Below are 13,585 nucleotides of genomic sequence, written 5' to 3'. Positions count from 1 at the left end.
AACTTTATTTTTCTACTCTGTTTCTTACTTTAGTATGATAGAACACATTTGGTTTGGTTCCGATCTCTTCAAGTAAATAATATCTTCTGTTGCCAGCGTATAATTTTCTGACTTCAGATCCTTTGTCATTCATGTCTCCGAACTGGATAGATCCTGTTGTACATGCTTTTGAACATGCAGTCTGGAATTCACCGTCTTTTACAATTCTATTCTCTTTTTTAGCTTCAAGAATCGTAGTCTGAGTCATTTGGATACATAATGAACATTTCTCCATTACCCCTCTTGTTCTTACAACAACGTCCGGGTTTAGTACCATTCTTCCAAGATCATTGTTCATGTTGAAATCGAACTTGTCATTCAGGTTGTAAGTAAACCAGTTGAAACGTCTTACTTTGTACGGACAGTTGTTTGCACAATATCTTGTACCGATACATCTGTTGTAAGCCATATGATTTTGCCCCTGAGAACCGTGAGATGTAGCCGCTACCGGACATACCGTTTCACAAGGTGCATGGTTACAGTGCTGACACATTACCGGCTGGAAGATCACGTCAGGATTATCAGCAGGGTGGTTCAATGCACCTCCGTCGCCGAATGCAGTACCGTACAATTCAGGAACTGCCATTCCTTCTTTTAATCCTTCATATACTTCTACTTTCTGTCTTGAAGAATAATAACGGTCAATTCTTAACCAGTACATATCTCTGGACATTCTGATCTCTTCTTTTCCTACTACAGGAACGTTGTTTTCTGCCTGACATGCAATGATACAAGATCCGCAACCCGTACAAGAGTTAAGGTCGATCGACATGTTGAAGTGAGGTCCGTCGGTATCATCGAAAGCATCCCAAAGGTCAATCTTTCTTGCTGGAAGTGCTCCGCTGATGGTATGATATTCCAAAGGCTTATTCCATCCTTTGTGTTCATCGTCGAATGCCACGTTTAAGAAATCTGCCAAAGGAACTTCTTTCGCAATTTCATAACGTCCCATTAATGTATTCTGAAGCTGGATTCCTGCAAATTCATGGTCTTCTCCTGTTTTTTCTAATTTTACATTAGATACCACCAAATTAGATCCATCGAATAAAGGGTATGCATTTACTCCGGTATCAGCTGTTGCTCCTGAGTTTTTCTTACCGTATCCAAGCGCAAGACCTACTGATCCTTCTGCCTGTCCCGGCTGAATGAATACAGGAACATCTTTTATCGTAACTCCGTTTACCGTAAGATTTACGATAGAGCCATCCAGCTGCATTCTTGCGTTAAGATCGTTTTCTATACCTAATCTTTCTGCATCTTTAGGAGAAATTGTCAGGTAATTATCCCAGGACATTCTTGTAATAGGGTCCGGTAATTCCTGAAGCCAAGGGTTATTGGCCTGAGTTCCGTCTCCCATTGCGGTTTTGGTATACAATACCAATTCTAAATCGGATGCTTTAAAGCCTGCTAGTTCAGCAACAGCCTGAGCGGCATTTCCTCCTGCATAAGATAATGCTGTTGCATTGGAAGAAGTATTAAATCCGTTATATAAAGCTTTGTTGAATGAAGTTCCTCCTAGTACGGAAGAAGCATTTGCCTTTAAATAATCGTAGTAATTGTTGGCAGCGCTGTTCTTTCCATTTTTCCAAACCAATAGGGATTCCTCGATCTGTCTTGATTTGTAAATTTTCTGGATCGTTGGCTGCATCAATGAATATACTCCGGTCTGTGGTTCAATATCTCCCCAAGACTCAAGCCAGTTGGCTACAGGAATTACAGCTTTCGCTGCTTTGTACATTTCATTTTTCTTATCAGCAACAGCGATTACATAAGGAACTTTTGATAAAGATTTTTTGAAATCTTCTCCTTTGTGATAAGAATAAATAGGATCTACATTATTGGCGATCAATACACCAACCTGACCTGCATTTACCCACCCAAGGAATTCCTCGAATCTTGCTTTGTCAAATTCTTTTAATAGGTTTGCCTTACCTGTGAAAGCTGTAGAAGCAAGCTGTTTGTTGATAAGGTGTGCTAAAACCTGAGCTCCTTTTGAACCGTCTGCGAAAACCACTGCTTTATTTCCTTTAGCCTGTAATTCTTTAGCAATTTCAGAAGCTGTTTTGTCTGAAGTTCCACCACCAACGATGGCATTATAAACTTCAACTAAGGTTTTATTTACCTGGCTAGGCTTTAATCTGAATCTTTCGTCAGCATTAGCACCAGTTAATGACATGTTTGATTCCACCTGAATGTGTCTCAACATGTTTGGTCCCGGCTTTCTTGCAGCAGCGTAAGAAGATTCAAGTCCTCCTCCGTTATAATCTCCTAAGAAATCTGCCTGGAAAGCAACTACCAATTCAGTACCTCTAAGGTCGTAAACCGGTAATGCTCTTGTCCCGAAAACTTCCTGAGCTGCGTCTAATGCAGCAGCGTAAGGATAAGCGTCATATGTCACTAATTCTGCTGTAGGATATTTAGCCTTAAATTCAGAGAATAATTTTTTGAAAGTAGGGGAAGCGAAAGAATGTGATAATAGCACAATTCTTTTTCCTGCAGCGTTAACTTCTTCCAATCCTTTGATAATGTAGCTGTCTACTTTATCGAAAGTTTCATCTTTACCTTCAAATTTGGGCTGCTTTACTTTATCGTTGTCATAAAGAGAAAGTACACTTGCCTGTGCTCTTGCGCTTGTTTTTCCAAGATCTCCTGCAACAGGGTTCGGTTCGATTTTAATAGGTCTTCCTTCTCTTGTTTTTACTAAAACACTCGCAAAGTCAAAACCATCGAAATATGTTGAAGCGTAATAGTTTGGAATCCCCGGGATGATTTCATGCGGCTTTACCACATAAGGAATCGTTTTGATTACCGGAGCTTCACATGCAGCTAATGTAACCGCTGCAGTAGAGAATCCTAATAGTTTTAAGAAATCTCTTCTTGAAGTACTGGATCCGTTTTTTTCAGCATCTCCAAGGAAATCTTCTACCGGAATTTCTTCCTGGAACTCTTTTTGAGCCAGCTTGTTGTTTAGAGCCGGATCTTTAAGTTCGTGAATACTTCTAAATTGTATTTTGTTTGAAGCCATTTATACTTCTAATTTTTAGTTATTAATAATGACATTTACCACACTCAAGACCTCCAATTGCATCTACAGTAATCTTACCACCATCTTTAGGGTATTGTTTTTTCAACTTGTCATGTAGATTCTTGAAGTATTCTTTATTATAACCGTTGTTCATATCAACCTCAGTAGTTCTGTGGCACTCGATACACCATCCCATTGTGAAGTCATTGGCCATCTGAACAACATTCATTGTATCAATTTTACCGTGGCAGGCTTTACATACAACATCAATTTTGTTGTTTGGATTCTTTTTGTTGAAAGAATTGATGATTGCCTGCTCACCTGCTACAACGTGCTGAGCGTGGTTGAAGTAAACGAAGTCCGGCATGTTGTGGATTCTTGTCCATTCAACTGGCTGGGTTTTTCCTGTGTACTGTTGTTTTTCAGGATCCCAACCTGTAGCAGCATAGATTTTCTTGATTTCACCGTCGTAGAAAGCTTTATCTTTTCCTGGCTCCATGTAGTGCTCTGCGTTGTATTCTGAAATTGTTCTGTGACAGTTCATACAAACGTTCATAGAAGGGATTTCAGATACTTTGCCATACTTAGCACTGGAGTGACATAGCTGACAATCGATTTTCTGCTCTCCTGCGTGGATTTTGTGAGAGAAATAGATAGGTTGTTCAGGTTTGTACCCTTTGTAAACCCCGATCCACATGATCCAGTTCCATACTCCGTATGCTGCCAGTAAAGCCAGAATAGCAATAAGTCCTTTACCGATGTAGTGGTATTTCTCGTAAATTTCACGGAAAGATTTTACTCTTGTTTCGTTAAGTCCTGCTAAGTCTTCAGATTGTCCCAGTTTTACTAATTGTCTTAGTTTCAATAGAATCCAAACCAATAGACCTGCAATCGCCAGAAGTGAAATGATTACTACGTTTGTAGTGGTAGAACTTTGTGGTGCCGCGTTTGCAGATCCCGCGTTTGCTGTATCTTTGGCAGCGTCCGTTTTTGCAGGTGCTGGTTCTGGCGGATTAGTTGTGTATGCTAAGATGTCATCAATATCCTTATCGGTAAGATTTGGAAAGACCTGCATCTCAGTCTTATTGAATTTTTCGAAAACTTCATTGGCGTATTTGTCACCAGAGGCTCTTAGCTCTTTGTTGTTCTTGATCCATTTGTAAAGCCAGTCTTTCCCAAGCCCCTGTTCTGTTTCAAGTCTTGCAACCACACCTTTCAATGCAGGTCCTATAACCTGTTTGTCTAACGCGTGACATGCAGTACAATTCGCTTTGAAAAGTTTTTCCCCGTTTTTAGGATCGCCGTCTTGCCCGTAAATTGAAGCACTGGTTGATAACAATAAGCCTATTGCGATCAACGTTTGTCTATAATGCTTTCTCCAACTAATCATTTAAATTATCTTATGTTAGTAAATATTGAACATTCAATCAATTCGGCAAAAATAATATATTTAACAGGAATTTAACGGTATATAGAAAGGGGAAAATATCATTTACGTTTAATTTGTATTGATTCTAAATAACTGTATTTGGTATAATTTTTTAATTTACCTAAATTTGCGGAAACAAGTTTAAATGAAAAATTTTATTAAAATATTTTCGATAGTATTGTTTGGAGGATTTTATACTCTTGAAGCCCAACAAATTGTAAAAAAAGATACCTTAGCCGGGACGGAATTGGTAATGGCAATGGATTCTAAAGTAAATGCCGCGCTGGAAGGCATTGAAGACAAGTGTTCAAGAACTGCCAGTACGGTGATTGCCAATGATGCTGATGATGATTCGGGATCTTCGAGACCGACAAAAATCTATGTGCCGAATAGGGAACTTACCAATGCGGAGATATGCAGAAGAAACCCGAGGATTTTAGGATATAAAATACAGATAACCACTGTGAAAAGCAATGATGAAGCCAATGAAGTGAAGGCGTATTTCAGAAAAAGATTTCCTAACTTGAAAGTTGAAACCGATGCATCACTCAGACCCAATTATAAAATTCTTGCGGGAAGTTATTTTACAAAACAAAGCGCTGCATCCGATCTGTCAAAGGTAAGAGAGTATTTTAAATCGGCAATTGCCGTTCAATACAGGATTTTCTGTGCGGAAGCAAAATAAATTTAATTTTTGAAATATTGTAAAAAGCTGAGATTGATTCTCAGCTTTTTTATTTCATCTTTTTGAGAAGATAATCAGATATCATAAGATTTTATTAATAATATTTATTTAAAAACCAAAAGAATTCTGTCATTCTCAGATAATTATTTGTTAATACATAAACAAATAAAATACTGACAACCACTGTTAGAAAAGACAACATTTTTGGTGATTCTTTGTAAGAATAAAAAAGCCATCCCAACAATAGCGGATAAACGAAGACAAAATGTCCTCCGTAAATGTATGAGGTATGAAGCCCGAATCTCATAATGCAATGAATCACAATATCAAATAAAAAGGAAATCATGAGTACCTGAGCCAGCTTGTTTTTAAAGTTTTTATAATAGCTCCAGGTTATAAGAATCAGTAAAACGGCAATAAAGATATATGGGATCCAAGATGAATAAACGCTCATTATCAGGCCTTTATAATGATATCCCATCATGTTGTGCTTATCCCGGATAATGAAATCCGAAAATAAAATATTTCCTCCAAAAAAATAAGAAAGAATCATATCCCATGTCGGCGTGGAATTGACGTTGGAGAATTTTTCATACTGCTCGTTGGTCTTGCTGAAGATATTCTGGTACTTAAAATCTATTCGGTTAAGGTATAATAAAACAAAGCAGATAACTGCAAAAATTACTCTGATAACAGCATTTCCAAATTTCTTCCAGCTTTTAAACAGTCCTTTTTCAAAAGCAACGGGAATGAAAACTTTAGCAATATTGGTTACGGTTAAACCTCCGATTGTAATTCCTGATAAAGCCAGTACCAATGCCGGTATTTTTTTCTCATTTTTAAGTTTTATTGCAGAGTAATGATTAAATAAGGTCAGCAAAAACAGTGTATAAGTAAAATTTTCCGGGGTGAATGAAAGCAGGATGGTCGTTGAAAATGTCCCGAAAAATAAGATGAGCAATAGACTTAGGATTAGAGGAAGTCTGATGATATTTTTCAGATATTTAAAAACCTGAAGTATGCTTAAACTAACGGCAATATTGCTGAACCAGGCGAGGATAAAACGAAAATTTCCATTCATTTTACCATCTGAAAAAAGCAATGCCAGTTCCCGGATCCAATTGAAGAAATAATAGGACAAAGGATGTCTTTCAAAGCTTCCTCCCGTCATTACAATAGACTTATTATCAAAGCTAAAATAGGCATCCCAGGGAATTCTGGAGTCAAAAATAATTTTATAATGTATGGCGATGAAGGATCCCAAATATCCGTAAACAACAAGAAAAAACAGCAGAACAAGGAGTTCGGTTCCTGAAGACGGAAATAATAATTTCAGAAATTGGATGAATTTTGTTTTGAATTGAGCCACCGGTTTATTTTTTTACAAAAATAAATAAAAAACTCACCCATAAGGTGAGTTTAAAATCTATTAAAATAGTTTGATTATTCTTTAATTATTTTTTCAGAAATAGAAGTTCCGTCTGTGAACACTACCTGCATGATATAATTTCCTTTTGGCAATGAAGAAATGTCTGCCTTAGCTGATGAAGATTTTAATACTGATTTTCCAGTGAAATCTAAAATTTCAGATGATTTTATTTTCTTATCAGATTTGATATTGATTTCTCCTTTTGTTGGGTTAGGGTATAGCTGGGCAATTTTAGACTTTGCTCCAACTTCATTGGTTGCAAGTGTACCTGTTGTAACGTAAAAATCGTCTACCATGAACATATACTGGTCTGCTGCCATATATTGAATTCCTATTCTAATGGTTTGATTGGCATAAGCATCAAGATTACGTGTAATCTGGGTCCAGTTAGCAGTCGCATTTACTGCAGTAGTGTTTGGAATGAACGTAAAATTACTCGCGGATGTTGGTGTTCCGCTTCCTACATATACACCAATTTTATATTTTTCAGTATAAGCAGGAGAAAGACCTTTTACCCAAAGGCTTAATTGATTATTCGCTGCTCCTAATGTTATTGGTGGAGATATTAACCAGTCATTATTGGCATTTACCCCACCAGCTGGAACTCCGGCCCATGCTACAGCACATTTTTGACCTGTATGAGGGGTGAAGTTTCTTACTTCTTCATCTACTCCTGTAACCGCAGTAGCATTATTTGTAGCATTGCTGGCCGAAAGATTAAAAATCTGAAAAGCCATTGGTCCTCCCGCATTTGCCCAGTTAGCGGTCCATGTGGAAACAGTGCTTCCTCCAACTACAGGGCCGCCGCCTGTATAGGTATTTAAGCCATCTAAATCAAGCGTCTGCCAGTTGCCAAAGCCTGTAATTGAAAAGTTGGTGTAACTTTCAAACGAATCACTAAACAGGGTGGTTTGAGCATTTACAAACAATCCTGCGGATAATAAATTAACAAAGAGTATAAGTTTTTTCATTATAATTTTATTTTGATGTAAAACTAATAAAAAAAGGACATACTCTTGGTAAAAATGTTCACCAAAAATTATTTATTGTTGAATATTTTTAATTTACGAGCTGCAAGAAAGCATAGAACACCCGGAAACATCATCATAACCCGATGGCCTTTTTGCTGAAAATTCGGGGTAAATCGTATGATACGGGTTTTCAAGGGCATGGTTTAATTTGCGCAGCATATCTGTTTTTCCTTCGTTAATCTCTTCAATGCATTGGTATAAAAGGTAATTCCTTAAAATAAATTTAGGATTTGTTTTATGCATGATTTCTAAAGATTTTTCTCTTGAAATAATATTTTTTTCCAACCGGGACTGATAATCTTTTATAAAATTATTTAATCTGGAGATCTTTTCTTCATTTAAAAGAATATAAGAAACATTTTCAAACTGAAGTCTCAAATCCTTTTGATCATCATATTTTTCAAGTTCATTAAAAAATAAGGTGTAATCCAACTGAAGGTCCTGCATAAGACTCTGCCAACTGGTGAAAAACTTTTCATCATTCGTCAACAGCTGATCGAACCCGAATTTCCTGCACAGCATGCGGTCATGAGACTCCCAGAAATAGCTTCCGTAATCATTCAGAATATCTTCAAGAAATTTTTCATCTTCAATTAAAGGATGAAGTGCATTGGCCAGCTGCCATAAATTCCATTGAGATATCTGAGCCTGTCTACCGAATGCATATCTTCTTCCGGGCAGATCGGTTGTGTTCGGTGTGAAATTGAGATTATATTCATCCATCATTGAATAAGGGCCATAGTCTATGGTAAGTCCCAGAACCGACATGTTATCTGTATTCATTACTCCATGAACAAATCCTACGCGGTACCAATCAACCATGAGATCAGCGGTTCTTCTGCAAACACTTTCAAAAAAATCTTTGTATTTCTGCTGTCCTTCCGACTGAATGTCTTTAAAATAACTTTCAATGGTGAAGTCGGCCAGTTCTTTCAATGTATTATATTCCCGTTGGGCAGACATCAGCTCGAAATGTCCGAAACGTAAAAAGCTTTCTGCAGTCCTTATAACTATAGCTCCTTTTTCGTTCTGTGGATTTCCGTTATACATAATATCTCTTACCACTTCTTCTCCTGTAAGAGCAAGGCTTAATGCTCTTGTTGTGGGAATTCCTAAATGGTACATGGCTTCACTCATCAGATATTCCCGCACTGAAGATCGCAGTACCGCTCTTCCGTCTGCATGTCTGGAGTACGGTGTTGCTCCGGCGCCTTTCCATTGGATTTCGTTTCTTTGTCCGAGATTGTTGGTAATCTCTCCGGCAAGTATTGCTCTTCCATCTCCCAGTTGTCCTGCCCAATTGCCAAACTGATGCCCTGCATAAGCCGTAGAATATGTCTGCATTTCTTCCGGAAGATTATTTCCGACTAAAAAATCCAGATCATTTTCTTCGTATTTACCTAAACCGATTTCTTCAGAAAGTTTTTCATTAAAAGCAATAAGTGAAGGATGATCAAAACCTGCCGGATTTACTGTTGAAAATAAAACCTTCGGGGTATTTCTCTGCATCGTGTTGCCGGAAAAATCTCCCGGAAACTTTTTTATAAAGGGTTGCTGTATGTTTTTAATATTCATATCTCAAAGGTATTAATTAAAAAAGAAAAGACCTTCCAAATCATTGAAAGGTCTTGTGTATTTCTAAAAGAGAATTTATTTATTATTGAAATCTATATCTTCACTGCTGTTAAGATTCTCATTCACATTCTCTTCTTTTTTACCCGGTGTTTTCGGTCCGGAAGGCTCAATTGGTTTTGGGTTTTTAATTTCGTCCAGTGTTTGTAATCCACCATCGTCTCCATAACCTGCGCCTAATCCTTTAAGATTTGAACAGCCGTCTTTCCATTCCGATGGTTTTACAAACTTATCACTTGGAGAAACTCCAAGGCTTTTATCAGCCCATACTTTCTTCATGAAAATCGCCCAGATCGGAAGTGCCATTTTTGCTCCCTGGCCTTCACCGGTTCCGTAAAAGTGTGTTGCTCTGTCTTCCCAGCCAACCCATGCACCGGTAGCCAGTTTCGGAACAATACCCATAAACCAACCGTCTGAATTGTTCTGGGTAGTACCGGTTTTACCTGCAATTTCTATATCTTTTGAAATTCCTTTTCTTCCTAATTCTCCCGAAGCCGTACCATATTGCGCTACTCCTTTCATCAATTCGATCATCGTGTAGGCGTATAGCGGGTTCATTACTTCTTTCGGCTCCACATTCACTTCTTTGATTACTCTTCCGTTGGCATCTTCAATTCTCCAGATCATTTCCGGTTTGTTGTAGTTACCATAGTTGGCAAAAGTACTGTAAGCTCCTACCATCTCGTAGATGGTAATGTCAGATGAACCTAATGCCATCGGAAGACTTGTGGAAATTTCTTCGGTTACACCAAGGTCTCTCGCTGTCTGAATAACACTCTGCGTGCCTGTCATTTCAGCCAAACGTAGTGCTACAGGGTTTTGCGAATGTGCCAAAGCATCTTTCAGAGTAAGCATCCCTCCTCTTCCCGGTACATGATATGTTCCCTTATTAAAACTTGCATTGGAAATTGTGGAGCATGGATTCAAACCTAATTTCATAATGGCTGTGGCATATACGAAAGGTTTGAAAGTAGATCCTACCTGTCTTTTCCCCTGTTTGATATGGTCGTACTGGAAGTGCTGCCAGTCGATTCCACCTACCCAGGCTTTTATTTCTCCGGTTCCCGGAACCATAGACATTAGTCCGGCCTGTGCCACTTTCTTATGCCATCTGATAGAATCCCAAGGAGACATTTCTACTTCTTCTTCTCCTGCCCATGTGAAACGTGAAGTTTTAATAGGTTTTTTAAATTCCATCATAATAGAATCCTCAGAAACTCCGGCTGCTTTTAATTGCTTGTAACGGCCGGTTCTCTTCATTGCCTGAACCATCAGATCATTGATCTGCTTGCTGTTAAGGTAATAGAATGGCCAGTCTTTTCTGCCTCTCTGTTCTGCATCAAATCTTTTCTGAAGGTCTGTTAAATGCTCTCTGATAGATTCTTCAGCATACTTCTGCATCTTGGAATCAAGAGTAACGTAAATTTTTAATCCGTCTTTATAAAGATTCAGCTTTTTGCCGTTTTCTTTTTCGTAATCCTTTAAATAAGCATCAATTTCCTTTTTTAAATAAAACTTATAATAAGCGGAGTAATCGTCATTGATGTTTTTGATCGGATGATAATCTAAAACAATAGGAGTTGCAATAGCTTTATCATAAGTAGCCTGGTCTATATATCCTGTCTTCAGCATCTGTTCCAATACGACATCCCTTCTTGCTTTCGCTCTTTCAGGATTTCTCATCGGGTTATTTTTTACAGGATTTTCCAGCATGGCCACAAACATAGCAGCTTCCGGTAAAGTAAGTTCTGATGTTTTTTTATTGAAATAGATTTTTGATGCCATCTCAATACCATTGGCATTATATAAAAAATCAAACTTATTAAAATATAAAGTAACGATTTCTTCTTTGGTGTATCGCTTTTCAAGACTTACGGCAACTACCCATTCTTTCAGTTTTTGAAATGCTCTTTCCAATTTATTTTGGGAAGCACCATTTGTGAAAAGAAGCTTGGCAAGCTGTTGTGTAATAGTGGATCCACCACCACGTTTTCCACCGTAAGCTACGGCTCTGGCAACAGATTGTAAATCTATTCCTGAGTGTTCTTTGAAACGTTCATCCTCTTTCGCCTGTAAAGCATATACCAAATATGGCGGAAGATCTTTGTAAATGATAGGCTGGGTTTTTTCTTTTTCAAATTTTCCCAATAGAACACCATCCGAAGAATAGATCTCGGAGGCTACATAAATATCCGGATTTTCAAGTTCTTTTACATCCGGCATTTCCCCGAGAAAGCCCTGGGAAACAGCGAAAAAGAGAGCTGATATTCCTAATACTACAGCAATAAGTCCGACCCAGATAAATTTCACCCACTTTTTCCAGCCGGTATTTTTTTTCTTAGGAGGAAGAGGGAATGTTTTTCCTTTATTTCCTGTAATTTGTTTGTTTACTTCCATTGATGATTACGGTTTAGCCGTTTCTATTTTTACTCCAATATCTTCAATTCCCGGAAGGATGTCATTGCGCATAGCCTGAGTGAGACCAATCTCATATTTTCCTTTTGCCGGAAATCTGTAATTCAGCTTATACTGAAATAAAGTTTCCTTAGTATCACCGAATCCTGTTCCCAGCCATTCTCCGTTAGGCTTTGCCAAAACATAATTCAGCGTATCGGTCTGCTTTTTTTGGGTTTGCATATCGGTGAAATTTACAATAAACCTTATATTACTGTAAGGATACTCATTGTTGTTTCTTACAACAAATATAATATTTTTAGGATTTTGCGGATCCGAAACTTCAAGATTAAATTTCTGTTCGCTTTTCTTATTCCACTTGTTATCAACAGAATTCATGATCACTTCTTCGGTGGAAGAGGATTTGCAGCTGAAGATAAGGGTAAGAGAGAATAATCCTAAGATTTTACGCATTATTGTCTTTTTTTGGAGGAAACTTCTTTTTAAATTTTTTCTTATTCGGGTTTGGTTTTTTGTCAGCCTGGGAAGAATCTGCTGCAGCTTCTACTTTTTCCAACTGCGGCTTTTGCTGCGGGTTGTTTTTTTGTTGTTTCTGCTGATTGTTCGGATTCTGATTTTGTGTTCTTTCCTGCTTCTGAGGCCTGTCAGATCTTTCAGAACGTTCCTGTCTTTCAGGTCTGTTGTTATTTTTTTTCTGTCCCTGATTCTGGTTGTTCTGATTGTTATTCGGTCTGTTCTGATTTCTGTTTTTATTGTTTCCTCTTCCTTTCTTTTCGAAACGGTCAACATTATTTTCCTGAATCAGATCTATGCTTGCAAACGAAGTTTCAGGCTGTTTCAGTTCTTCCAGAGGAAGGGTTTTTTCGCCGCGTTTATTTTTTGCAATCAGTTTTTTAACGAGATCAATATCAAAATCATACCAGGCAATAGAATTCTCAACATAAGCAAACCACATTTTCTTTTTGAAAACGTCGATCTTTATGCAGAATGCTCTTCCTTTTTCTGTATCCAGGGTGGTAGAAGAAGACGGGAAATTGCTCAATGCGTCAAGATAGCTGTCCAGCTCGTAATTCAGGCAGCATTTAAGTTTTCCACACTGTCCGGCAAGCTTTTGAGGGTTGATGCTCAGCTGCTGATATCGGGCAACGTTAGTGTTAACGGATCTGAAATCCGTAAGCCATGTCGAGCAGCATAATTCTCTTCCGCAAGAACCTATTCCTCCCACTTTTGCAGCTTCCTGTCTGAAGCCGATCTGCTTCATGTCGATCTTTGTACGGAACGCTCCTGCGTAATCTTTAATTAACTGCCTGAAATCTACACGATTATCTGCAGTGTAATAGAACGTAACCTTTGAAGCGTCACCCTGATATTCCACATCGGTGATCTTCATTTCGAGACCAAGCCTATGGGCTATTTTTCGCGCTTCTATTTTTACGTTTTCTTCTTTTTTTCTTGCTTCCTGCCATACTTCCAGATCTTTCTGGTTGGCCAGCCTGTATATTTTCTGTACAGATTCTTCAGAAAATTTCTTCTTTTTCATCTGAATCTTTACCAGTTCGCCGGTGAGACTTACCACACCTACATCATGTCCGGGACTTGATTCTACTGTTACTACACTACCTATGTGTAATGGAATATTATTTACGTTTTTATAAAACGATTTTCTGTCATTTTTAAATCTAACTTCAACAAAATCACATCTGTTCGGTGCGGGATTGTTGATGTTGGAAAGCCAGTCAAAAACACTTAATTTATAACTATTACCACAGGTATCTACATTTTCACAGCCATTCGCGGTCTTCTTGGGTCCGCAAGAATGTGCAGAATCGCCGGATGTTTTACATCCACAACTCATATATAATATGTTTAATTTGCAAATTTATGATTTTTATCTTTATGA

9 protein-coding genes are annotated in these 13,585 nt (G+C 38.0%); 1 reads left to right on the top strand and 8 read right to left on the bottom strand.

Annotation, left to right across the window (positions count from 1 at the left end; genetic code table 11):
* Positions 1-4 precede the first annotated feature (4 nt).
* Both BUA76_RS08720 and BUA76_RS08715 read right to left on the bottom strand, forming a co-directional pair.
* Complete coding sequence (locus BUA76_RS08720; protein WP_072884415.1) at positions 5-3,064, bottom strand: TAT-variant-translocated molybdopterin oxidoreductase; 3,060 nt, start codon at positions 3,062-3,064, stop codon at positions 5-7.
* Between the two features lie 22 nt (positions 3,065-3,086).
* Positions 3,087-4,454: a c-type cytochrome gene (locus tag BUA76_RS08715; RefSeq protein WP_072884414.1), complete on the bottom strand. Its 1,368-nt coding sequence runs from the start codon at positions 4,452-4,454 to the stop codon at positions 3,087-3,089.
* A gap of 184 nt (positions 4,455-4,638) precedes the next feature.
* On the opposite strand from BUA76_RS08715, the gene BUA76_RS08710 reads away from it, so the two are divergent.
* Positions 4,639-5,178 carry a sporulation protein gene (locus BUA76_RS08710; RefSeq protein ID WP_072884413.1) on the top strand — a complete coding sequence of 180 codons (540 nt, stop codon included), beginning with the start codon at positions 4,639-4,641 and terminating at the stop codon, positions 5,176-5,178.
* Between the two features lie 94 nt (positions 5,179-5,272).
* Here the strand turns inward: BUA76_RS08710 and BUA76_RS08705 are convergent, their stop codons facing one another.
* The 6 genes from BUA76_RS08705 to BUA76_RS08680 all read right to left on the bottom strand — a co-directional run bounded on the left by BUA76_RS08705 (position 5,273) and on the right by BUA76_RS08680 (position 13,540).
* On the bottom strand, positions 5,273-6,547 hold the full coding sequence (locus tag BUA76_RS08705) for a DUF6080 domain-containing protein (protein WP_072884412.1): 1,275 nt from the start codon (positions 6,545-6,547) through the stop codon (positions 5,273-5,275).
* Positions 6,548-6,621: 74 nt separating this feature from the next.
* Positions 6,622-7,578, bottom strand: a complete 957-nt coding sequence (locus BUA76_RS08700) for a T9SS-dependent choice-of-anchor J family protein (RefSeq protein ID WP_072884411.1) — start codon at positions 7,576-7,578, stop codon at positions 6,622-6,624.
* A 93-nt stretch (positions 7,579-7,671) separates the two neighbouring features.
* Complete coding sequence (locus BUA76_RS08695; protein WP_072884410.1) at positions 7,672-9,213, bottom strand: protein adenylyltransferase SelO; 1,542 nt, start codon at positions 9,211-9,213, stop codon at positions 7,672-7,674.
* Between the two features lie 75 nt (positions 9,214-9,288).
* The gene (locus tag BUA76_RS08690) at positions 9,289-11,667 is read right to left on the bottom strand and encodes a penicillin-binding protein 1A (RefSeq protein WP_072884409.1); all 2,379 of its coding nucleotides are present in this window, start codon (positions 11,665-11,667) and stop codon (positions 9,289-9,291) included.
* A gap of 6 nt (positions 11,668-11,673) precedes the next feature.
* A complete protein-coding gene (locus BUA76_RS08685; RefSeq protein ID WP_072884408.1) occupies positions 11,674-12,138 on the bottom strand; it encodes a gliding motility lipoprotein GldH in 465 nt (154 codons plus the stop codon).
* The gene (locus tag BUA76_RS08680) at positions 12,131-13,540 is read right to left on the bottom strand and encodes a PSP1 domain-containing protein (RefSeq protein WP_072884407.1); all 1,410 of its coding nucleotides are present in this window, start codon (positions 13,538-13,540) and stop codon (positions 12,131-12,133) included. The genes BUA76_RS08685 and BUA76_RS08680 overlap by 8 nt, the downstream gene beginning before the upstream one ends.
* Between the last annotated feature and the right edge of the window lie 45 nt (positions 13,541-13,585).

Origin of the sequence: Chryseobacterium takakiae, from assembly GCF_900129385.1 — a bacterium.
In the GTDB taxonomy this organism is placed as follows: Bacteria; Bacteroidota; Bacteroidia; order Flavobacteriales; family Weeksellaceae; genus Chryseobacterium; species Chryseobacterium takakiae.
The sequence above is the reverse complement of the archived record's forward strand: the minus strand, read 5'-3'. Positions and strand labels throughout refer to the sequence as shown.

Coding starts and splice junctions, on each gene's coding strand:
- BUA76_RS08710 (WP_072884413.1), top strand. CDS start 4,639: ATGAAAAATTTTATTAAAATATTTTCGATAGTATTGTTTGGAGGATTT.
- BUA76_RS08690 (WP_072884409.1), bottom strand. CDS start 11,667: ATGGAAGTAAACAAACAAATTACAGGAAATAAAGGAAAAACATTCCCT.
- BUA76_RS08685 (WP_072884408.1), bottom strand. CDS start 12,138: ATGCGTAAAATCTTAGGATTATTCTCTCTTACCCTTATCTTCAGCTGC.
- BUA76_RS08700 (WP_072884411.1), bottom strand. CDS start 7,578: ATGAAAAAACTTATACTCTTTGTTAATTTATTATCCGCAGGATTGTTT.
- BUA76_RS08720 (WP_072884415.1), bottom strand. CDS start 3,064: ATGGCTTCAAACAAAATACAATTTAGAAGTATTCACGAACTTAAAGAT.
- BUA76_RS08680 (WP_072884407.1), bottom strand. CDS start 13,540: ATGAGTTGTGGATGTAAAACATCCGGCGATTCTGCACATTCTTGCGGA.
- BUA76_RS08695 (WP_072884410.1), bottom strand. CDS start 9,213: ATGAATATTAAAAACATACAGCAACCCTTTATAAAAAAGTTTCCGGGA.
- BUA76_RS08715 (WP_072884414.1), bottom strand. CDS start 4,454: ATGATTAGTTGGAGAAAGCATTATAGACAAACGTTGATCGCAATAGGC.